The 19,798-nt window shown below is 69.5% G+C and carries 27 protein-coding genes; 14 read left to right on the top strand and 13 right to left on the bottom strand.

What is annotated here, in order from left to right; genetic code table 11:
- Positions 1-144: 144 nt before the first annotated feature.
- From BS80_RS22150 to BS80_RS22140, 3 genes are all read right to left on the bottom strand, one after another.
- The gene (locus BS80_RS22150; protein WP_035799922.1) at positions 145-558 is read right to left on the bottom strand and encodes a PIN domain-containing protein; all 414 of its coding nucleotides are present in this window, start codon (positions 556-558) and stop codon (positions 145-147) included.
- Positions 540-824 carry a hypothetical protein gene (locus BS80_RS22145; protein ID WP_035799918.1) on the bottom strand — a complete coding sequence of 95 codons (285 nt, stop codon included), beginning with the start codon at positions 822-824 and terminating at the stop codon, positions 540-542. The genes BS80_RS22150 and BS80_RS22145 overlap by 19 nt, the downstream gene beginning before the upstream one ends.
- Positions 825-1,189: 365 nt before the next feature.
- The gene (locus BS80_RS22140) at positions 1,190-1,723 is read right to left on the bottom strand and encodes an ArsI/CadI family heavy metal resistance metalloenzyme (protein ID WP_035799917.1); all 534 of its coding nucleotides are present in this window, start codon (positions 1,721-1,723) and stop codon (positions 1,190-1,192) included.
- An 88-nt stretch (positions 1,724-1,811) separates the two neighbouring features.
- Here BS80_RS22140 and BS80_RS22135 point away from each other — a divergent pair, with 88 nt between their 5' ends.
- Genes BS80_RS22135 through BS80_RS22125 form a run of 3 tightly spaced genes read left to right on the top strand, consistent with a single transcriptional unit; the run spans position 1,812 to position 3,411 of the window.
- Positions 1,812-2,192 (top strand): ArsR/SmtB family transcription factor, encoded by a 381-nt coding sequence (locus tag BS80_RS22135; RefSeq protein ID WP_078656213.1) that lies wholly within the window; start codon positions 1,812-1,814, stop codon positions 2,190-2,192.
- Complete coding sequence (locus BS80_RS22130) at positions 2,189-2,962, top strand: aquaporin (protein WP_051966905.1); 774 nt, start codon at positions 2,189-2,191, stop codon at positions 2,960-2,962. Before BS80_RS22135 ends, BS80_RS22130 begins: the two co-directional genes overlap by 4 nt.
- A gap of 29 nt (positions 2,963-2,991) precedes the next feature.
- Positions 2,992-3,411 (top strand): arsenate reductase ArsC, encoded by a 420-nt coding sequence (locus BS80_RS22125; RefSeq protein ID WP_035799915.1) that lies wholly within the window; start codon positions 2,992-2,994, stop codon positions 3,409-3,411.
- Positions 3,412-3,450: 39 nt separating this feature from the next.
- Here BS80_RS22125 and BS80_RS22120 read toward each other — a convergent pair whose 3' ends face one another.
- The 3 genes from BS80_RS22120 to BS80_RS22110 form a co-directional block, all read right to left on the bottom strand.
- A complete protein-coding gene (locus BS80_RS22120) occupies positions 3,451-4,497 on the bottom strand; it encodes an SgcJ/EcaC family oxidoreductase (RefSeq protein WP_035799913.1) in 1,047 nt (348 codons plus the stop codon).
- A gap of 215 nt (positions 4,498-4,712) precedes the next feature.
- Positions 4,713-5,537: an alpha/beta fold hydrolase gene (locus BS80_RS22115; protein ID WP_051966904.1), complete on the bottom strand. Its 825-nt coding sequence runs from the start codon at positions 5,535-5,537 to the stop codon at positions 4,713-4,715.
- 88 nt (positions 5,538-5,625) lie between these two features.
- Entirely contained in the window at positions 5,626-6,402 is a 777-nt protein-coding gene (locus BS80_RS22110; RefSeq protein ID WP_035799911.1) for an alpha/beta fold hydrolase, read from the bottom strand.
- A gap of 130 nt (positions 6,403-6,532) precedes the next feature.
- Between BS80_RS22110 and BS80_RS22105 the strand changes: the two genes are divergently transcribed.
- A complete protein-coding gene (locus tag BS80_RS22105) occupies positions 6,533-7,342 on the top strand; it encodes a helix-turn-helix domain-containing protein (protein WP_232246568.1) in 810 nt (269 codons plus the stop codon).
- A 26-nt stretch (positions 7,343-7,368) separates the two neighbouring features.
- Here BS80_RS22105 and BS80_RS22100 read toward each other — a convergent pair whose 3' ends face one another.
- Positions 7,369-7,917: a carbonic anhydrase gene (locus BS80_RS22100; protein WP_035799907.1), complete on the bottom strand. Its 549-nt coding sequence runs from the start codon at positions 7,915-7,917 to the stop codon at positions 7,369-7,371.
- Between the two features lie 66 nt (positions 7,918-7,983).
- On the opposite strand from BS80_RS22100, the gene BS80_RS22095 reads away from it, so the two are divergent.
- Complete coding sequence (locus BS80_RS22095; protein WP_083975047.1) at positions 7,984-8,454, top strand: MarR family winged helix-turn-helix transcriptional regulator; 471 nt, start codon at positions 7,984-7,986, stop codon at positions 8,452-8,454.
- A gap of 144 nt (positions 8,455-8,598) precedes the next feature.
- Here the strand turns inward: BS80_RS22095 and BS80_RS22090 are convergent, their stop codons facing one another.
- The 3 genes from BS80_RS22090 to BS80_RS22080 are packed head-to-tail and all read right to left on the bottom strand — an operon-like array spanning position 8,599 to position 10,815.
- Positions 8,599-9,450 (bottom strand): MOSC domain-containing protein, encoded by an 852-nt coding sequence (locus BS80_RS22090; RefSeq protein ID WP_035799904.1) that lies wholly within the window; start codon positions 9,448-9,450, stop codon positions 8,599-8,601.
- On the bottom strand, positions 9,447-10,328 hold the full coding sequence (locus BS80_RS22085) for a S41 family peptidase (protein ID WP_035799902.1): 882 nt from the start codon (positions 10,326-10,328) through the stop codon (positions 9,447-9,449). The genes BS80_RS22090 and BS80_RS22085 overlap by 4 nt, the downstream gene beginning before the upstream one ends.
- On the bottom strand, positions 10,321-10,815 hold the full coding sequence (locus tag BS80_RS22080) for a MarR family winged helix-turn-helix transcriptional regulator (protein WP_051966903.1): 495 nt from the start codon (positions 10,813-10,815) through the stop codon (positions 10,321-10,323). The genes BS80_RS22085 and BS80_RS22080 overlap by 8 nt, the downstream gene beginning before the upstream one ends.
- 960 nt (positions 10,816-11,775) lie before the next feature.
- On the opposite strand from BS80_RS22080, the gene BS80_RS22075 reads away from it, so the two are divergent.
- The 4 genes from BS80_RS22075 to BS80_RS22060 all read left to right on the top strand — a co-directional run bounded on the left by BS80_RS22075 (position 11,776) and on the right by BS80_RS22060 (position 14,772).
- Positions 11,776-13,323 (top strand): alpha-galactosidase D, encoded by a 1,548-nt coding sequence (locus BS80_RS22075; RefSeq protein WP_051966902.1) that lies wholly within the window; start codon positions 11,776-11,778, stop codon positions 13,321-13,323.
- A 310-nt stretch (positions 13,324-13,633) separates the two neighbouring features.
- Positions 13,634-14,197 (top strand): SMI1/KNR4 family protein, encoded by a 564-nt coding sequence (locus BS80_RS22070; protein WP_232246567.1) that lies wholly within the window; start codon positions 13,634-13,636, stop codon positions 14,195-14,197.
- A 42-nt stretch (positions 14,198-14,239) separates the two neighbouring features.
- Complete coding sequence (locus tag BS80_RS22065; RefSeq protein ID WP_232246566.1) at positions 14,240-14,509, top strand: type II toxin-antitoxin system Phd/YefM family antitoxin; 270 nt, start codon at positions 14,240-14,242, stop codon at positions 14,507-14,509.
- Positions 14,506-14,772 carry a Txe/YoeB family addiction module toxin gene (locus BS80_RS22060; protein WP_035799899.1) on the top strand — a complete coding sequence of 89 codons (267 nt, stop codon included), beginning with the start codon at positions 14,506-14,508 and terminating at the stop codon, positions 14,770-14,772. Before BS80_RS22065 ends, BS80_RS22060 begins: the two co-directional genes overlap by 4 nt.
- A gap of 296 nt (positions 14,773-15,068) precedes the next feature.
- Here the strand turns inward: BS80_RS22060 and BS80_RS37955 are convergent, their stop codons facing one another.
- Positions 15,069-16,115 (bottom strand): hypothetical protein, encoded by a 1,047-nt coding sequence (locus tag BS80_RS37955; protein WP_157536462.1) that lies wholly within the window; start codon positions 16,113-16,115, stop codon positions 15,069-15,071.
- A 229-nt stretch (positions 16,116-16,344) separates the two neighbouring features.
- On the opposite strand from BS80_RS37955, the gene BS80_RS22050 reads away from it, so the two are divergent.
- Complete coding sequence (locus tag BS80_RS22050) at positions 16,345-17,622, top strand: tyrosine-type recombinase/integrase (protein WP_051966900.1); 1,278 nt, start codon at positions 16,345-16,347, stop codon at positions 17,620-17,622.
- 57 nt (positions 17,623-17,679) lie between these two features.
- On the opposite strand, the gene BS80_RS22045 is transcribed toward BS80_RS22050, so the two are convergent.
- Positions 17,680-17,877 (bottom strand): hypothetical protein, encoded by a 198-nt coding sequence (locus BS80_RS22045; RefSeq protein ID WP_035799896.1) that lies wholly within the window; start codon positions 17,875-17,877, stop codon positions 17,680-17,682.
- Between the two features lie 189 nt (positions 17,878-18,066).
- Positions 18,067-18,483: a helix-turn-helix domain-containing protein gene (locus tag BS80_RS37950; protein ID WP_051966899.1), complete on the bottom strand. Its 417-nt coding sequence runs from the start codon at positions 18,481-18,483 to the stop codon at positions 18,067-18,069.
- Positions 18,484-18,773: 290 nt separating this feature from the next.
- Here BS80_RS37950 and BS80_RS22035 point away from each other — a divergent pair, with 290 nt between their 5' ends.
- From BS80_RS22035 to BS80_RS22025, 4 genes are read left to right on the top strand one after another with little or no spacing between them, the layout of a single operon-like run.
- Positions 18,774-18,989 (top strand): hypothetical protein, encoded by a 216-nt coding sequence (locus BS80_RS22035; protein ID WP_051966898.1) that lies wholly within the window; start codon positions 18,774-18,776, stop codon positions 18,987-18,989.
- Positions 18,986-19,150, top strand: coding sequence for a hypothetical protein (locus BS80_RS40975; protein WP_157536460.1), 165 nt, complete (start codon positions 18,986-18,988; stop codon positions 19,148-19,150). Before BS80_RS22035 ends, BS80_RS40975 begins: the two co-directional genes overlap by 4 nt.
- Positions 19,147-19,578, top strand: coding sequence for a hypothetical protein (locus BS80_RS22030; protein WP_035799894.1), 432 nt, complete (start codon positions 19,147-19,149; stop codon positions 19,576-19,578). The genes BS80_RS40975 and BS80_RS22030 overlap by 4 nt, the downstream gene beginning before the upstream one ends.
- A complete protein-coding gene (locus BS80_RS22025; protein ID WP_035799893.1) occupies positions 19,575-19,790 on the top strand; it encodes a hypothetical protein in 216 nt (71 codons plus the stop codon). Before BS80_RS22030 ends, BS80_RS22025 begins: the two co-directional genes overlap by 4 nt.
- Positions 19,791-19,798 lie beyond the last annotated feature (8 nt).

Raw genomic sequence — 19,798 nt, 5'->3', positions numbered from 1 at the left:
GGCACCACCCCGCTTCACCCCAGGTCAGAACCGGTACGGCACCCCGGCGGACAGCGCCCAGGAGAATTGGAAAGCGTGTTGGGCAACCACTCACGAGTTCGAATCTCGCATCCTCCGCACCGGCCCACCGTCGAACGGCTACCGTCAGACGGCCACGAGACGGACGCGATCACCGCAGAGCTTTGTCATGTCGTCGATGTCCGAAGTCAGCAGGACGACCGGCCGCTGCTGCCGCAGCGCCATCTCGGCCACTGCTGCGTCGATCGCGTACTTGTGGCCATGGAGACCTGCGGCGATCAGCATCGCGGAAGCCGCTCGGGCCTCCTCATCTCCCACCTGCACGATCCGCAGCCCGGACAGGATCCACCGCAGACGCGCCTGATCGGTGCGACTGTGCACGGCTTCGATGATGGTCAGAGCACTGATCACCACCTCCATGCCCCGCTTCCGGGCCTCGGCGACCAGCGCGACGGCAGGCTCGTGATCACTGAGCAGCTTGGAGAGGCCCTCGGAGTCCAGCACCAAGGTGCCCTCGTGACTCAGCTTGCGACGGGCCATCCGCCCTCCTCGGCGAACACCTCGTCGAAGACCTGACGAGCCCGGTCCTGCTCCGCCGGCGAGATCGGTCCCTGCCTACGCTCAAAGTCAGCCAGGTACTCGTCCAGGATCTGACCGCGCAGCTCCCGCTCGACGGCCGCTGTGATGAACGCCGAGAACTCGCGCTTGCCCACCCGCTGGCGGATGGCCTCGGCCGTACCTTCGGGCAGGGAGAGGCTGACCCTGGTGGCTGGCCCCTCGCCGATGCTGTAGGGCATCTCAGTCATGGAGCCACATTATCAAAGAAGTAGGAATTCCGCTCTGGTCTCGATGCGCGCCTCACCTGGTTGCAGTTTTGGTTGCATCCACTCCCGTCCAGCGCCGTCCGGAGCACGGCGAGCAACGCACTCCGCCGCAGGTCGGGATACCTGCGGATGCTCCCGAACGGCTGGACGAACAATTGGAAAGCGTGTTGGGGGCAACCCCTCACGAGTTCGAATCTCGTATCCTCCGCCTTTGCCAGCCATGGCAGCTCGAAGGCCCCGACCGGGTTACCGGTCGGGGCCTTCTTCGTGTCCTGGTCTCAGTTTTGGTCTCAGTTCCGATTTTTGGGCCCCAGTGGCCGGGCCGCCGCCTGCGCCCGGGAGCGAGATCAGCTCCCGCAGGAGCACTCTGCAGCAGCCTTCGCCTCGGCCAGACTCTGGGTCGTGTCCAGAGCCTGCTCGTCGGGAGTGCAGCAGGCGGTGGTGCCGCAGCAGGCGTCCGGCGCGCCGGTCGCCTTGTCGAAGGTGTCGGCGTCGGCCTTGACGACGTACACCTCCCAGGGTTCCTTGCCCGGACCGTGCACCCAGACCTTGTCCTGGAGCGCGTAGCAGCAGGAGGTGCCTCCCCCGCCCTTCGGCCGGGAGGTGCCCCCTTCCTCGAAGGTGGCCAGGCCGGCGTCCTTGAGGCGGGTGGTGGCGGCGGCGACCTGGTCGGTGGTCTCGACCTCAACCCCGAGGTGGTCGAGGCGGGTGTCCTCACCGGGCTCGCCCTCGATGAGGACGAGCTTGAGCGGGGGCTCCGCAATGGCGAAGTTCGCGTAGCCGGGGCGGCGCTTGGCGGGCTCGGTGCCGAAGAGCTTGGAGTAGAAGGCGATGGAGCCTTCGAGGTCGGCGACACGAAGGGCGAGCTGAACACGGGACATGGCGGTCTCCCCGATCCGGGTTCTTGTTTCGACAACTGTCGATACAGGCGAGCTTGCCACCGGATTAGATGAGCGTCAACATAGACACATGTCGAATCTGGAGCTGAAGGTGCTCGATCAGGACGAGGCGGCGGTCGCGTGCTGCTCGCCGATGGTCCGCGAGCCGCTGGGTGAAGAGGCCGCCGTCGACCTGGCGAAGATGTTCAAGGCGCTGTCGGACCCGGTGCGTCTGCGGCTACTGTCGCTGATCGCCTCGCACGAGGGCGGCGAGGCGTGCGTCTGCGACCTGACCGGGCCGTTCGACGTCTCCCAGCCGACCATCTCCCACCACCTCAAGGTGCTGCGCGAGGCCGGCCTGGTCGGCTCCGAGCGGCGCGGGACCTGGGTCTACTACTGGGTGCTGCCCGCCGCCCTTGCCAAGCTGTCGGCCCTGCTCCAGGCCCCGGCCGCCGCCGGAGGGTCCAGATGACCGAGATAGCTCCTCCCCCAGCCTCCGGCCGGGGGTACCCCCTCGGCCGCCGGGCGGCTGTCGAGTTCGTCGGGACCGGCGCGCTGGTCGCGGTCGTGGTCGGCTCGGGCATCCAGGCCACCAAGCTCTCCCAGGATGTCGGCGTGCAGCTGCTGGCCAACTCGCTGGCGACGGTGTTCGGCCTCGGCGTGCTGATCCTGCTGCTCGGCCCGGTCTCCGGCGCCCACTTCAACCCGGTCGTCACCCTGGCCGCCTGGTGGACCGAGCGCCGGGACGGCGGGGGCCCGGAGCTGCGGGAGGTCGCGGTCTACGGCGTCGCCCAGGTCGCCGGGGCGATCGGCGGCGCGGTGCTGGCGGACGCGATGTTCGCCGAGCCGCTCGTGCGCTGGTCGACGCATGCCCGCTGGGCGCCGCACCTGTGGCTGGGCGAGGTCGTCGCGACCGCCGGGCTCATCCTGCTGATCTTCGGCCTGGCCCGCACCGGCCGCGCGCACTTCGCCCCGACCGCGGTCGCCGCCTACATCGGCGCCGCCTACTGGTTCACCTCCTCGACCAGCTTCGCCAACCCGGCCGTGACGATCGGCCGCGCGTTCACCGACACCTTCGCCGGCATCGCCCCAGCCTCCGTCCTGCCGTTCATCGCCGCCCAGCTCGTCGGCCTGGCCGCCGGTGTTGCGCTGGTTGCGGTGCTGTTCGGCCGACCGACGCCCGCCGCCGAGGACGTCGTCGTCCCTCATGGCGACCACCACCCGGCCGAAGCCGCCCGCTGACCCGCCTCCCGAAGACGAAGGACCCTTTCGTGAGCACTCCCGCCGTCCCGTCCGTGCTGTTCGTCTGCGTGCACAACGCCGGACGCTCCCAGATGGCCGCCGCGTTCCTCACCCGCCTCGGCGGCGACCGGGTCGAGGTCCGCTCGGCCGGCTCCGCCCCGGCCGACACCGTGAACCCGGCCGTGGTCGAGGCCCTGGCCGAGGTCGGCATCGACATCACCGCCGAGGTGCCCAAGGTGCTCACCGCCGAGGCCGTCCAGGCGTCCGACGTGGTGATCACCATGGGCTGCGGCGACGCCTGCCCGTACTTCCCCGGCAAGCGCTACCTGGACTGGAAGCTCGACGACCCGGCCGGCCGGGGCGTCGACGCCGTCCGCCCGATCCGCGACGAGATCGAGCGGCGCATCCGCGGCCTGCTCGCCGACCTCGGTATCGAGGCCGCCGGATGAGCGGGGCCGTGCGCGTCGTCGCCATGGCGCCCGATGTGGTCAGCTGAAGAACGGGTCGTCCACGACGTGGGCCCAGCCGCCGTCCGGCTGTCGTCGGAGGATCTCGGTGGTGGTGGAGATCACCGGCTCTGGTCCGGCTCCGGTGAGGGTGGCGTTGTTCGACACCAGGGCGACGTCGTCAACCTGTCGGATGTCACGCAGTTCGAGGGTGAGGCGGGAGCCGCTGTCGACCATCTGCTGCATGGCCGCGCGGATGGCGTCCGTGCCGACCGAGTGAGTCCCGGGGGCAGGGACGAAGTGGGCGTTCGGCTCGTAGAGCGATACCAGACCCTCGACGTCGCCTGCCTCCAGGTACTCCATGAACAAGGTCCCCACCTGCTGAGGCGTCTCGGCGCGGCGCCGGGCGAGGGCGCCGACCGGCTTGTCGCCCCAGCCGGCCGCGGCGAGCATGTCGTACCAGCCGGGATGGGCGCCGTGGGGCAGATGGCGGCGCAGCAGGTCGCCCGGGAAGGTCAGCGGGGACGCCTTGTGGGGCTTGGCCTTGGCCTGGGTGAGGATGGCGTCGCTGAGCGCGTAGCCGAGGTCCAGGCGCGGGAGCAGGAGGTGCACGTCGTCGGCGAGGCCGGATGGCAGGCTCTCGCGCTGGCCTCCGAGGATGTCGGTGCCGATGCCGGCCTGGGCCAGTGCGACCTCCGTGCCCTTCCGTTCGGCGATGCCGTCCGAGGTGTGCAGGGCGATGGCGTCCCAGGCGATGGCGATACGCCGTTCCTCGACGCCGTGCTCGCGCAGGAAGGCCGCTGCGGTGTCAGCGCCGTCGACTTCGAAGCGCTGGTCGCCGTTGCCTTCCTCGGTCAGGCCGATGTCGTGCAGAGCGCAGCTGATGAACAGCAGCTCGTCGTCGTAGTCGCTACCGGCGCGCAGACCCTGATCCTGAGCATGAGCGCGAGCGAAGACATAGCTACGGACGCTGTGATGGAGAACGAATGCGGGCGAGATCCGTTCCACATAGGCATAGGTGTCCCGCGTGAGGCCCGTGTCGGGCAGGTCGAGCTGCTCGAAGACGGACAAGGGTGCATCTGTGGTCATGAGGTGTGTCTTTCGTCCGGATGCCCCGGTACGGGGCCGATCGGTTCGGTGTCTCGGCGACGCGCTGACGCGTGCCGGGTCTTGGAGGTGCTGCGCACGGCGCGTGGAGCGCCGGCGGATCGGCCTGCCGGGGATGGCCGGTTGCCATCGGTGCGGCCGGTGGAGTGGTGCGGTGTGCTGGAAGTGAGGGAGGGTCGCAGGCGGCCCCCGGCGGGTCAGTCGCGCTCTGCGAAGTCCTTGGCGGCGCGCTCGACGAAGTCGGCGACGCGCTTGGGATGTGCGACGAAGGCCGTGTGGGAGGCGTCGATGTCCTCGGTGTGCGCGTTCATCCGGGCGGCCATGTCCCGCTGCAGCTGCGGCGGGATGGAGTTGTCGTCGTTGGAGACGAGATACCAGGTCGGCTTCCGGTCCCATCCCCGGACGGTGGCGGCCTCGGTGAAGGCGAATGCGGACAGCGGCCGCTGCGTCGCGTACATCGTGCGGGCCAGCTCGTCGGAGGAGTCGCCGCAGAACACCTCGCGGAACCGGCCGGGGTTGATGTAGAGGTCGGGGCCGCCCGGGGCGCCGGGAGCGTCGTAAGGGGTCGGCGCGTTCTCGGTGGCGAGCAGCGACGGCGTGTACCCGTCCTGTGCGCTGAGGCAGCTCTCGCCGACTTCGAGGGCGAAAGCGGCCAGGTAGACCAGCCCGATCACGTTGTCGAGGCCGTCGACGGCGTGGCTGATGACGGCGCCGGCGTAGGAGTGGCCGACGAGCACGACGGGGCCGTCGATGGCCGCGACGCGGGTGCGGATCGACGCCGCGTCGGAGGCGAGAGCGCGCAGCGGGTTCGGCGGGGCGACCACGGTGAAGCCGTCGGCTTCGAGGCCGGAGATCAGTCCGTGGTAGCCGGACGCGTCCGCGAACGCGCCGTGGACGAGGACGAAGGTGGGCTTGGCGTCGGTCCTGGTTGGGTCGGTCGTCTCGGTCCTGGTCGGGTCGGTCGTCTCGGTCCTGGTCGGGTCGGTCGTCTCGGTCATGGTCGGGTCGGTCGTCTCGGTCATGGTTGTGCCTTTCGCGTCGGATGGAACGGTGGCGGCTGCGCGGCGCGCAACCTCTTTGGTGCGGAACCGTTTTGGGGCTGATCGCCGGTCAGGTGGCCGGTGCGAACGTGGTGATCGCGTCGACGAGTTCGTCGGGGGCTTCGAGCGGGATGAGGTGCCCGGTGTTCGCGATCACCACGAACTGCGCTCCGGAGAGGTAGGGGACGAGGTTGCGGCGCAGCACGTCGACGGGTTCGACGCGGTCGTGCTCGCCGGCGATGACGAGGGCCGGGACGCTGATCATGCGGGCGTGTTCGGTGATGTCCTCGGCGATTCCGCGCAGCGGCCATTCTGTGCGGGCGGCGTCGGCGCCGGCCCGGGAGTCCGCGATGATCTGTGCCTTGACCCGGGCCGGCAGGTCGCCGGCGGTCAGGACGGTGTCCCTGGCGCCGGCAACGGACTCTTCGGTGTCGTAGGCATGGGAGAGGAACTCGCGGTACTCGGCGGTGATTTCCGCCGGCGGCCTGGCCGGTCCGGATCCGACGAGGACGATCCCCCGCAGACGGGCGGGGCGCGTCGCGGCGACGAGCTGCGCGACCTTGCCGCCCATGGAGTGTCCGACCAGCACGTAGTCGTCGATTCCGGCGGCGGCGAGGACAGCGACGGTGTCGTCGGCGAGCTGGCGGAGCGTGTAGGGCCCGGGGAGCGTGTTCGAACGGCTCCACCCGCGGAAGTCGACCGCGAGCGTGTCACGGCCCGGCAGACGGTCCACGACCACGTCCCAGGTGCGGGCGGACCCACCCCAGTAGTGCAGGAAGACCAGGGTCGGGCCCGTACCCCTGCGATGGTCGTATGCGGGCAGTGCAAGCTGCTGCGTGCTGGTCATCTCGGATCCTTCGGTCTCGCTTTGCGACTGGTTTTTCCTTGTCACCATTGGACCGCCGTCCGCCGAACGAGACATCGTCAGGACTGGACGGCCGATGGTGGAAACTGGACTCGTGGCAACGATCCGGCATATGACCTATCAGCCCGTCGACAGCGGGGCCTCCTCGGTCGAGGTGATGACGTTCGAACGGCTGCGGGAGATCAACGACAGTGGCACGCAACGAGCCGACTTCCACGTGCTCGCTCTCGTCGACGAAGGGGAGGGCACGGTCACGGTCGACTTCGTCTGCCACCCGCTCTCGGCGCGGACCGCGGTGTGGGTCTCGCCCGGCGCGGTGCACCGCTGGGACGACATCGCCGACGTCGCGGGACACCTGGTGCTCTTCGTCCCGACCGCGCCGGTGACGCACCGCACGCGGGAGCTGGTTGCCTCTCCCGATCTCGTCGCCCGGTGGCCGGTGCCCGCCGAGTCCTGGCCGTTCGTCGACGCGGCGCGCAGGCATCTCGTCCTCGAGGCGCGCGCCCTGGCCGAGGACCCGTCGACGGAGCTGCCCGCGATCCTGCTGTCCGCGCTGATCACCCGCGTCGAGCCCCCGCATTCCCAGGCGCGCTCGGCGAACCCGACGTTCCAGCTGTTCCGCGCGAGCGTCGAGGCGCACTTCCGGACCCACCACGACGTCGGCCACTACGCAGCGAGGCTCGGGTTCGCCCCGCGCACCCTGACCCGGGCGGTGCAGCAGGTCACCGGACGTACCGCGAAGGCGTACATCGTGGAACGGATCGTGCTCGAGGCGAAACGCCTACTCGCCCACGAACGCATCACCGCGGCGCGGTGTGCGAGCGAGCTCGGGTTCCCGGACCCATCGAACTTCTCGCTCTTCTTCCAGAACGCGACGGGCCTGCGCCCCGGCGCCTGGCAGGCGGCGACGATCCTCGACTGACCCGTCGACGCCCGTCCCCCGCCGGGCTACCTGCCGGCCGGAGCGACGGTCTCGACGACGTGTTCGACGACGGTCTCGACGAGCCCGGTCTCCAGTCGCAGCACGTGCCCCGACACCGACGCGAGGACCTCGCTCGTCATCAGCGGGTCGGCGAGGAGCTTCTCGACGTCGTGCCGCGCGGTGGCGACCGGGTCCGCCACCGCGCGCTCGGCGAGCACGGCGTCGTCGCCTCCGGTGCGGTCCGCGAACGCGCTGCGGAACGCCGGGTCGGCGAGCAGACCGGTGCCGCACTGCGTGTGATGCACGATCGCGACGTCCATCCTGACTCCGAGCCGCACCGCCAGATACGCGATGTCCTCGATCACGCGGCCGTCCACCCGTCCGCCCGTGTTCCGCAGCACTCCCGCGTCCCCTGTTCCGATCCCGAGGAAGCCTGCGGGCTCGACGCGCGGATCGGCGCAGGTCAGCACCAGCGGGAGCCGCTCCGGCATCGATGCGGGCATCGCCAACCGGGCGAGGTCGACGTTCGCCGCGAAAACCTGGTTGCGCTTCAAGAACTCGTCGAAGTCCGACACGATTCCTCCATGTGGTGTATCTGCAACATTGATGGCGTCGGCTACGCTACATAGGAGGAGGTGCATATGCAACATCAGGAGTCGGAAGGGCCGCAGCGGCAAGCCCTGTGGATGGCGGACCGGTGTCTCGGCAGGCGCATCGCGCGACTGCACCGGCTCGTCTCGCGGCGCTTCGAGGCGGAATTGCGGGAGTCGGGGCTCACCCTGCCGCAGGTCGAGGTGCTCTCCGAGATGACCGCCTCCGGCGAGCCCGTTCGCCCGTCGGAGATCGCCGGCTGGCTCGGCATCGAGCGCTCCACGATCAGCCGCAACCTCGACCTGCTCGCCCAGCTCGGCTACGTCCGCGCCGCAGAGACATCGGCGACCGGGCGAACGACCCGTGTCGTCGTGACCGACGCCGGCCATCAGGCACTGGCGGACGCCCAGCCCGCCTGGGAACGGGCGCAGGCGTGGATCAGCGCCGCCGTCGACGAGAACGCCGTCGACGCGCTCGACCGCTGGCTCGCCGCCCTCGAACTCGCCCCCCGGTCCCGCTGACCGCGAACGCCCAACCCCGGAAGCCCGAGCCGAATCACCGAACTCATTCACCCCGGTCCAGCCGGGTTCAGCTGCCGTCCAGCGGTTCGCTCCGTCGCAGGTCAGGACGGGTGTGAACCCTGTGTGCGCATCTGCTGGACCCGGTCAGCGGGGTGCCGTCGTGACCGGGTCGCCGGTGCGCACTGTGCCGGGCTCCAGGACGGTGAGGTAGAGGCCGACGCAGGTCAGCTTGCCCAGGGTGAGCACCGGGACCCGGTGCTCACGGGCGACGGTGCGCATCAGGGTCGGATCAGGGGGAAGGTCGCCGTGGGCCAGGGTGGGTACGACGCAGCGCGGGGTCGGCACCTGGACTTGGAACAAGGCCCCGCCGATGCGCAGCCGGGCTCCCGGCCAGGCGTCCTCGGGGTAACCGGGGGTGTTACCGGTGTCGATCACAAGGTTGGGGCGGAACCGGCGCGGGTCGAGGTCGCCCGCCGGATGGCGGCGACGCAGTCGGTCGAGGGTGCCGGTGGTGACCAGGTGGACCGCGCCGAAGTCGAAGAAGGTGCCGGCGGCAGTGCGGCCGCTGGTGATCGAGGCACCGGTGGGGTCGGTGACGGCCGACGGGGCCAGCGCCTCGGGCAAGCCGCCGTCGTAGTCCGGCACCTGGCGCTCCAGCAGGCCCTGCTCCGGAGGCTTGTCGCTGAGTACGACGGGGCGGCCGAGCAGGACCGACAGGTCCTGGTCCAGCTCCGGCGCTCCGGCGGCCAGCACGGCGCCGCCCGGCAGGACGACCCGGGCCGCACCGGTCGCGGTCGACTCGGCCCGGCAGGACAGCAGTCTGCCCCACTTGCGCGGGTGCTTGGCGCTGCCCACCGCGCCGTCCACACCGAGCACCGCGAAGGCGCGGTCACCGGCCAGTCCGCTGGCAGTGAAGTCGCCTTCAGCCAGTTCCTCGCCGAGCATCGACTTCACCGGATAGCGGTGGATCGAGCGCACCCGCGCTCGCGCCGTCATCGCGCCCCCAGCATGCGCCGGGCCAGCTGCTGAGCCGTCGTCAGGGCCTGTTCCGGCGCCGTGGTGACGTCCGGCCGGACCCCGCTGCCCTCCCAGTTGGTCCCGGTGCGCGGGTCGACCGGCGCCATGGTCGGGATGAACGCGGAGAAGCCGTCGGTCAGCGCGAAGAAGTCCCCGGGGTTCGCCGCACCGGCGCTCGGCTGGCCGATGACCACGCCGCGCCCGAGGCTCTGGGCCGCGTATGCGAACGCCTCGCCCGCCGAGGCGGTGTCCGGGCCGATGAGCAGGAACAGCGGGATGTCGGGGCGGTGGCCCAGCGGGTTGTCCGCCGGCGTCCAGCACTGCTCCGGCTCCTGGTAGCGCGCGGTCAGGGTCAGCAGGTGAGTGGGCTGCGGGGGCAGGAAGTGGCCCAGCAGCAGGGTCCCGCCGGAGGGCCACCCGCCGGGCACCCGGCGCAGATCGACGATCACCGCATCGGCGTTCGCGGTGCCGGCCAGCGCCGCCTGCGCCGCCGCCAGCGCGGCGGGGTCGTCGGTGTCGCAGACCAGCGAGAGCTCGAGCAGCGCGATGCCGCCGTCCAGCATGCCGACCTGCCGGAACCCGTGGTTCATCCGGCGCCGCGACTCGGGGTCGTCCAGCGGGGACACCGGCCTGTCGGCGCCCTCGTCGCCGGCGCCGGGGAGCCATCGCAGGCTCAGGTGCCGGTCATGGCCGCGCAGCAGGGCTTTCACCTCCGCGACGAGTGCCGGCGGATCCGCAACGCTGGGTTGCCAGTTGCGCAGCTGCGCGGCGATCGTGGCGGCCACCTCGGGGTGGACGTAGTGCTCCTCGATCCGGTCCGCGAGCAGTGCGAGTAACCGGAGTATCGACTCATGCATGAGGGTGTCCTGTCGTCGATGGCGGCGCGGGTTCCGCGGCCGGGGGCAGGAACGGGCGGCGCTCGATGATGCCGATCGCCCGGTTGACCACCGCGGCGAGGCTGATGCCGAGTTCCACATCCAGCGCCTCGGCGGCCTGCTGGGTCCGCGCGTACTGCTGCGCGACGGCCGGCAGCAGACGACGGGCCGTGTCGGTGAGGCGGACCCGGCGCTCGCGCCCGTCGCTCCCCGGTGCCGACTCCACCAGCCCGTCCCCGCGCATCCGCCGCACGCTCTGGCTGGCCGCAGCGTGTGACGTTCCGGTGGCAGTGGCCAACTCCCGCACGGAAAGTGACGGCACGTCACGCAGAGCCCGCAGCACTGGGGTGTACCCGGAGCGGAACTCGAGTCCGGCGGCGGCGTAGGCGCGCTCCACTTCGCCGTCGAGGAGTTCGCTGAGTCGGCGCAGAGCGGTCCCGAGGGTGCGCGGGTGCTGATCTTCCGTCACAACTGAACTGTAACACCGCCTTTATATTTCTTCCTCGCGATGCACGGGTTCGACGCGGCGGCGGAGGCGAAGGCCGGACGTGCGCTGGTGAACGACGAAGCCGGGCCGACCGTTGGCGCGGGCGGGGGCCGAGCGCCACAGGTCGCGGCGGAGCACCCGGGCGGCCGGCAAGCCGAGGACCTCGCGCAGGAGCCGTTTCCAGTGGCGGAGGTAGGCACTGGGGTTGAGCGGCTTCGCCGGTCTCCGAGGTGAAGACGTAGCCCTTGTCCGACCAGAGATCCCGCGCGAGGGCCCGCTCGCGGCCCTGTGCCTCCTTGCGCCGGCGGAGGATCAGGACGAGCTGCCCGGGCAGCGGCACCGCACGGCGCCCGGCCCAACAGCTCGGGCCTCCTCCTCTTCAAGCTTCGGGGCCTTGGCGATCGTGGCCACGTTGCGGGTGAGATGGTCGCGCCGCACGCGGATAGCCACGTCGACCACCAGGCGACGGCCATCGGCGCCCGCGGTCTCTCGTCAGCCTCGAAAGGCCGTTCGGAGCGCCCCCGGAGGTAGCGATGAGATCTCGGGGGCACCCGTTTTTGATCAAAGCCTTGACACGGGGTGAACGAAGCCGTTCGATGTCACTCGCCGTGTTCGATATCGTCGGATTATGGCGAGCAATGTTCACTTATGGTAGTTGCTGGTATCTCACTTCCTCTTCGCCGTGGAGCTTCTGCCGGTGAGTCACGACCCGGCGGCGGGCCGGGGGCAGTCGCTGGCTGCCGCCCCGGCGGCAGGCGCACCAGCGGTCTGGGAGGTCCAGCGGGCCGGCTTCAGGGATGGGGAAAGCGAATGGCGGTAAGGACGAATCGGCCTTCGCGGCTGCGGCGGGCAGCTGTGGCGGCGGGGGTTCTGGTGGCAGGGCTCGGCGCAGTCCCATCCGCGGTCGCGGCCGCCCCGACGCCGCTGCTCCAGGTTCCGCCCATGGGTTGGAACGCCTGGAACACCTACGGGTGCGGCGCGACCCAGTCGCTGATCGAGTCGGTCGCGGACAGCCTGGTCGCGAACGGCATGCGGGACGCCGGATACCGGTACGTCAACGTCGACGACTGCTGGATGGCCCGGGACGCGAACGGCAATCTGACCGGCAACTCCAACTACCCCGACATGAAGGCCCTCGGCGACTACCTGCACGCGCGGGGCTTCAAGTTCGGCCTCTACGAGTCGCCAGGGGCCAAGACCTGCGCCGGATACGCCGGTAGCGCCGGGCACGAAGTCAACGACGCCAACACCTTCGCGTCCTGGGGCGTCGACTACCTCAAGTACGACTACTGCGAGAGCGCCTCGTCGCTGTCCGCCCAGGTCGCCGACTTCGCCAAGATGCGCAACGCGCTGGAAGCCACCGGCCGACCGATCGTCTTCAGCATCAACCCGAACAGCGGCAGCAATACGGGCGCGGGCGTCACTCGGGACTGGGGCGACGTCTCCGACCAGGCGCGCAGCACCGAGGACATCGGGAACCAGTGGTGGGGCCAGAGCTGGCCCAACGGCATCGCCAACATCATCACCGAGAACGCCACGCTGGCTTGGCGGGCCAAGCCGGGCTCGTTCAATGATGCGGACATGCTGGAGGTCGGCAACGGCGGGCTCAGCACGACCGAGGAGCAGACCCACTTCGCCATGTGGGCGATGATGGCCTCGCCTCTGATCGCCAGCGCCAACCCGAGCAGCCTGAACGCGACTTCGCTGGCGCTGCTGAAGAACCCGCGGCTCATCGCGATCGACCAGGACACCCTGGGCCTCCAGGCGAAGGTCATCGGCGGGAGTCGATTGATCAACTCCTCGGGGTCACTGGTCCTGGCGAAGCCTCTCAGCAACGGTGACGTCGCCCTCGCGCTCTACAACGGGTCGGACAGCGCGCAGACCCTGAGCGCCTCCCTGGCCGCGGTGGGCATCCCCGGCACAGGAACCTGGACCGATCAGTACACCGGCACCGTCGCCCAGAGCAGCGCCGCCGGCATCACCACCGAGGTCCCGGCCCACGGCACCGCGGCGTACCGGGTCACCGCGCCCAGCGCGCCGGCCTCCTGGTACACCGCCTTGATCAACCCCACTGCGGGCGCCCAGAGTTACGAAGCCGAGGACCCTGCCCACTCGATCGTGTCGGGCCGCTGGATCAACAATTCCGGCGCGGTCTTCTCGGCCTGCCCGGTCTGCTCGGGCGGCGAGAAGGTGAGCTGGATCGGGGGAACGAACAAGCTCTACATCAACGGTGTCTATGCCCAGAACGCCGGCACCTACCCGGTCACCGTCCAGTACGTGAACGGGGACGGGGATCGCTACGCCTCGATCTGGACCAACGGCGAGAACCTGCAGAAGGTCTCGTTCCGCGGGAACGGCAACTGGAACTCGACCCAGACGGCGACCGTGGAGCTGACGCTGCACGCGGGCTACAACACGATCACCTTCGGCAACGAGTACGGCGGTTGGGCCCCCGACGTCGACAAGATCTCGGTGCCCGCCACCGGTTGACGTGCGGTCGTAAGAGTCTCAGTTTTGCTCTCATTCATCCTGGTCCAACGAGGTTCGGAGGACGACCAGGAGACCTCTGCATCTCAGGTCGGAACGTGTGCGGACCCCAGCGAACAGCGCTGTGCAGAATTGGAAAGCGTGTGTTGGGGGCAACCCCTCACGCGTTCGAATCTCGTACCCTCCGCAGGTCAGAGGGCTCGCACCGCTTCAGCGGCGCGGGCCCTCTGCCTTTTCATCTCAGTTGCAGTCTCAATCGACGGCGCCGCAGCCACAGGCCACACCGTCAGTGGCCATCGCTATGTTCCAGGCCATGACAGGCACAGACGATCAGCACGGCGCAGGAGTCGTCGACATGAGCGCCCCCTCGGACATCGTCGCTCGCGTCCGCGAACACGCGCTCCAAGAGAGGGGCGAGCTCCCCGCTCGGGTCGGCGAGTGGGAGGTCGCCGCAGCCGAGCGCGAACTCGGCTTCCCACTACCGCGATTGCTGGTCCGGCTGTATCAGGAGGTGGCCAACGGCGGCTTTGGTCCCGAGTACCTGCTGCTGCCCCTGGTCGGCGAGAGCCGGACAGCGGTTGCCGAGTACGGCCCTTGCGAATACTGGCCCCACGGCGTCCTGCCGATCCTGGACTGGGGCTGCGGCATGTACGCCGCGGTGGACTGCCTGGACCCCGATGCTCCGGTCCTGCTCTTCGAACCGAACGCCGGCCCCGAAGACTGGGCGGAGGCGTGGTTCACCGACTCGCCGTCACTCGCGCAGTGGCTGAATTCCTGGCTCGACGGCACTGGCTGGTGGGAGGAGGAGAACATGATGGCCGAGGACGCACCCGAGCCCCAGCCCTGGCCCGACGCCACGAGGCGGCTCGCCCCCTAGCCCAGGCAGGGAGCGTACGCCATTCTGTACGTTATGAAGACGATGAGTGCGACTGAGCTCCGCAGCAGTCTTGCGGCCGCGCTCGACTCTGTCGAGAACGACGCCGAGGAACTCGTCATCACCCGGGCCGGCCATGAGCCGCTGGTCGTCGTCTCCCTGGCCGATTACGCGTCGCTGCGCGAGACCGACTACCTCTTGCGCTCCCCCGCCAACGCCGACCATCTGCGTCAGTCCCTTCGGGACTACCAGGAAGGTCGCACCCAGAACCGCGAACTGATCGACCCCGAGGACGCCACCGAGCAGTCCGCATGAAGATCCAGTCCACCGACGGCGGCTGGACCGACTATCTGTACTGGCAGGCGAACGACCGCCGCCTCCTCAAACGCATCAACCAACTGATCGACGACATCCGCCGCAACGGCCACGAGGGCATCGGCAAACCCGAACCCCTGCGCCACGAACTCGCCGGAGCCTGGTCCCGCCGCATCGACCAGGAACACCGTCTGGTCTACGTGCTCGACGAGCAGGCCGACACGGTGTGCGTCATCGCCTGCCGCTACCACTACAGCAAGTAGCCCGTTTCGCTCTGATCGCCCCGACACATTGGGGCCCGGGCAGGGATGTCGGCCAGTCGCAGTTCCAGTTGCATTCACCCCCGTCCGCGAGTGTCCGGCCAGCCCTCGTCTGGGCACTTCTCCGCAGGTCGGGACGGTGGCGTACTCAGCTGAACCCCCGGACGAACAGTTGGAAAGCGTGTTTGAGGCAACCCTCACGCGTTCGAATCTCGTATCCTGCACCTCTGCCAGCCATGGCAGCTCAAAGGCCCCGACCGGGGAACCCGACCGGGGCCTTCGGCGTTCACTCTCCGCACTCAGACGAGCAGCGGCCGGAGGGCGGACCACTGGTCCAGGGCGGCAGCCAGGTGCGGGTCTCGGATGCGGGAGCGGTGCTGCTCGGCTGCTCGGATGAGCCCGTTTGCGCGGCGGGAGCGCAGCAGCTCCGGGCGGGAGTGCGAGCGGAGGTCAGCGCTCCGTGCCAGGTCGTCGTGGGTTCCCGGGATCGCGGTGAGGCACTCTCGGACCAAGGTGTCCGCATCGGGGATCCCGGCTCCAGCGGGCAGCGGCGCATATCGGTTGTGAAGCGTTGCGACGAACCAGGCGCGCCTCTGCACCGTGTCGAGAGTAGTAAAAACGCCCTGACTCTCACTCTGCTCGATGAGCCAGAGCTTGAGGGTGATCCACCTGTCCCAAGGTCCGGTCTCCTGAGCCATGCCGGCGTCGATCGACTGCAGGTAGTACAGCCACCAGTTGGGGCGTTCCTCGGCTTGGGCGGGCTGCCGGCGTATCAGCCAGTCGAGCCGGGCCTCGTTGGAGAGCAGAACAAGGTAGTTGAGGCGGTCGCGGGTGGCCCGGCGCGCACGAGGCGCGCTGCGCACAGCAGCGAGGCCGGGCGGGAGCGGGGCGCTGATCTGGTACAGCGGCAGTTCATCGGGGTTGAAGGTCGCCACCTCGGGACAGGAGCCGAGCAGGACGGTGGTCTGACTGTCGGGCTGCCAGAACTCTCGCAACTGCGGGTCGGTAGCGGGGATCTCCTGAAGTGGCCAGCCCTCGGATTCCAGCAGTGCACGGACTCGGCCGAACGGCGCCGCCGTTGCCGGGAAGGCCCCGTAAGCGCGCTGTAGTACGGGATTGACCACCGCGGACCCGGCTGTCTCCAGACGGTGGACCTGGATGGTGAACCGAAGACCGAACCAAGGCATGTCGGCGGCGGTCCGCTCCCAGGTGAATTCCACCAGCCCGAAGTCCCGCAGCAGCACGCCGCGAGCACGCTGCTCGCCGAAATCGGCGCCCAGCACCATCGTGACCTGGTCGGGGGTGCAGGACGAGTCGAGACCCAGGATCGTGCCGGTGGACAGCACGTCCGCGTAGAATTCAAGATCACTCACCGGTTGCTCCTCGCGCCTGGTTTTGCACGGTCTTCAGTTGGACCATGGGAAAACGTGTTGGGGGCAACCCCTCACGAGTTCGAATCTCGTATCCTCCGCCAGCACCACACAGGGGCTGACCTGCGAAGACAGGTCAGCCCCTCGTGTTTTCCCAGGTGAAATTACAGCACCGTGTCAGCACGGACCGGGGTAGGTTCCTCGCATGGCATCCATTCGCATTCGCGAACGCAAAGACGGCGGCACCACGTACACGGTCACCTGGCGTGACGGCGGCGCCCGCACAGGCAAGCAGGACTCCGAGAAGTTCGACGACATGGACAGCGCCAAGGACTTCCGCGACCTGGTGAACGGGTACGGCGAGCAGTGGCCGCCCGGGTGGGTCAAGGGCAAGGGGTTCGTCGAGCAGAAGTCGGCCGAGCCCGAGCCCGAGATCGACCCCGAGACGATGTTCGAGGTGTTCGCGCTCAAGTACGTGGACCTGCTGACCGGTGTTCAGGGCGGCAGCAAGGCGAAGTACCGGCAGATGGTCGTCTGCAACATGGTCCCGTGGTTCCGCGACTTCTCGGTCGCCGACGGGGAGTTGTCCATCACCGGCGACGCGATCAAGCTGTGGGTCAACGACCTCGAAGAGGGTCGGTGGGGGCCGTACCCGCCCGAGAAGGCGCGCAAGCGCCGCAAGTACCGGGCGAAGACCGTCCGGGACAACCACGGGTTGCTGTCGGGCATCCTCAAGTCCGCTGTCCTGAAGGGCAAGCGTGCCACCAACCCGTGCGTGGAGACTCGGTTGCCGCGGCCGGACGACACCGACGCCGACGAGATGTGCTTTCTGGAGCACTGGGAGTACGCCATCGTCCACCGGCACCTGAAGCCGGACGCCGCCGACATCGTGGAGCTCGCGGCCGGGACCGGCCTGCGGTGGGGCGAGTTGACCGCCCTGCAGAAGCAGGACATCGTGCGCCGCGGCGGCCGGCCCGCGCTGCGGGTCCAGCGGACGTGGAAGCTCGGCGAGGACGGCTCGCGGTACACGGGGCCGCCGAAGACGAAGAAGTCCCGGCGCACCATCGTGCTGACGCCCCGCCTGAGCGCGATCGTCCAGCGAGCCGCCCGGGGCAAGGCGGCGGACGCGCTGCTGTTCACGGCACCCGAGGGCGGCGCGTGGCTGCCGGCGACGTTCCGGCGTCAGCGGTGGCTGCCAGCGATCGAGAAGGCGCAGGAAGACGGGCTGACCAAGACCCCGCGCGTTCACGACCTGCGCCACACGCACGCCTCGTGGATGATCGCCGCCAAGGTGCCGTTGCCCGCGATCCAGGCCCGGTTGGGCCACGAGTCGATTCAGACCACCGTGGACCGGTACGGGCACCTGCTCGACATCCTCGACGACGAGGTGATCGCCGCCGTGGACCACGCGTTCACCCTGACCCAGGTCGCTCCCCCTGCCGATGTCCTGCTCGGCCGTGAGGATGTCGCCGCGGCAGCCTGACCCCCGGGCAGCACAGCGCCCCCGGACCGATCGGTCCGGGGGCGCTGGCGCGTGCACTTACGCAGCAGGCAGGGCGAGGGGCTCACCCTTGATCAGGCTCTCGATCTGACCGGCCAGCACATCCGCCGCCCGGTCGGCATCGACCCCGCCAGCCATCCATGCCCGGATGTCCGCGGTGTGCCGCGCCAGGTGTTCGGCCGAGACGATCCGGGGGTCTCCCACGATCACGATCCGGCTGTAGAAGACCACCAGCATGAGCGGAACCCCGTCGTCGAGTTCCGTCAGCTCGTGGGTGACTGTGTCTACGAATCCCCCTCGTCCGGGCAGCACACGGCCAGCCCCGGCGCTGCGCCACCTGCCCAAAAGCCTGTTCGACCTTACGCCCGCGTTAACGGTCCGTGCCAGGACGATCTGATCTTGCAAATGGGCGTGTATGGGGTCTAACTAGGACGCATCCGACGAAGAGTCGTTCAACCTTGTACCGAGTGCCTCGATCACCGCGCGGGCCCGTGACAGCTCCGCCGGCTCCATGCCCTCAAGATGCCCGAGGATCACCCGCACGTCCTCGGGAAGCCCGGACATCTCGCTCCCCGTGTACTGCAGCCACTGCTCGGCCGCGGCCCGCTGAACCTTGGGAAGCGGCAGCCCGAACCCGGCAGCCAGGGCCCGCAGGACTCGCGCCTCCGGCGCCCGCGTCATCTTCCCCGTGGCCAGCTTGTGAACCGTCGAGGCGCTGATCGCTTCGCCGCCCTCCGGGTCGATCGCCCGATCCGCAGCCGCCTGGTAGCTCAAACCCTGCTGCTCAAGCGCGGCGCGCACCATCTGCGTCAGGGCATCGCTGCTCGCTGTGCCGTTGGACATCCCCGGTTCCCTTCGCACGCTTCCCCCGGCGCCCTACGACGGCCCCGAGGTACTGACGGCGGGGGTCTAGACAACTCCCGTCGCGTTCGCGAACGAGGCTAACAGTCAACAACAGGCAATAACTACATCAGTACAGGCCAGATCTTGTGGCGAACACGCCACCCTTCCCCGACATATGCCAGAAGCCCCTATCCCGAGACACGTGCCAAAAGCATTCGCATTCGCGAATGCAGACATGTAGCGTCACGAAGGCGAACGGAAGTGGCACGAACGGACGTGAAGGAGGGTGTATGGCCCTGCTCGACTACGCCGGCGCCGCCGAGGAACTGGACCTTCCCGAGACGTGGCTGCGGCGGAACATCAAGCGGATTCCCCACCAGAAGTACGGCAAGTACGTCCGATTCGGACCCGAGCACCTGCAGGCGATCCGGGCCATGCACGAGGTGGTGCCAACCGGCCGGCCCGCGAGCGGTCCGACCGGCCTCGTCCCGCGGGGTGCCCGATGACCCGCGACCGCGCCGGGGATATCCGGATCACGGCCGAGCCCGACCTCGTCGAGGCCGTCCTCGCCGCGCTCCGGTCCTCCTCTACTCTCACCGTCGCCCGGGTCTCCCGAAGCATCCCGGAGGCCAACGGCCGCCAGCGTCTGTATGTGCGGGTCCGATGATCCGCGCCCACCTGCACCCCGACCGCCACACCGTGCGGCTCGACGCCACCGACGCGGCCGAGCGGCTGCTCGACGTGGTCGCCCTGGCGTTCGTCGCCGACGAGCAGGGCATCGGCGACCTGCTGCGCGAGCTGGCCGGCGCCGCCGACCGCCACCGCTCGGCCCGGACCGATCCGCGGGCGAGCGACTACGAACGCGACTACGCCGCCGCCGCGTTGGACGCCTTTCGCGAGGACGCACGCGGCGGAATCCGGCGGACGTTGGAGCAGCGCCGCACCGACCTGGTCAAGGCGCTACCCGCCATCGACGGCCTGCTCGCCGTGGATCTGACCTGGCGCTCGGCCGTGACCCTTGCCGACCGGCTGCGCGACCTTGCGGCGCGCACGGTCGCCGGCCGCCGCTCTATCGAACTGGAGTGCGAGACGTGAGTCGAGTCGGTGTTCCCGGCGCGCCGGCGGCGCGGTCGGACGTGCTGTTCCTGGCCGCCGCCCGCGCGGCCACCACCGCCGAGGAGGTGCGGGAGGTCTGGCGACAGGCGAAGGCGGCCGGTCAGCCGCAGTGGTACCTCGATCAGGTCGCCGCGGTCGGCCGCGGCAAGCCCGGCGCCCGGCCGGCCGGACTGTCGGCGGGTGCGGCATGAGGCGGCCC

The sequence above is a fragment of the Kitasatospora mediocidica KCTC 9733 genome (assembly GCF_000744225.1).
Taxonomy (GTDB): Bacteria; Actinomycetota; Actinomycetes; order Streptomycetales; family Streptomycetaceae; genus Kitasatospora; species Kitasatospora mediocidica.
The sequence above is the reverse complement of the archived record's forward strand: the minus strand, read 5'-3'. Positions and strand labels throughout refer to the sequence as shown.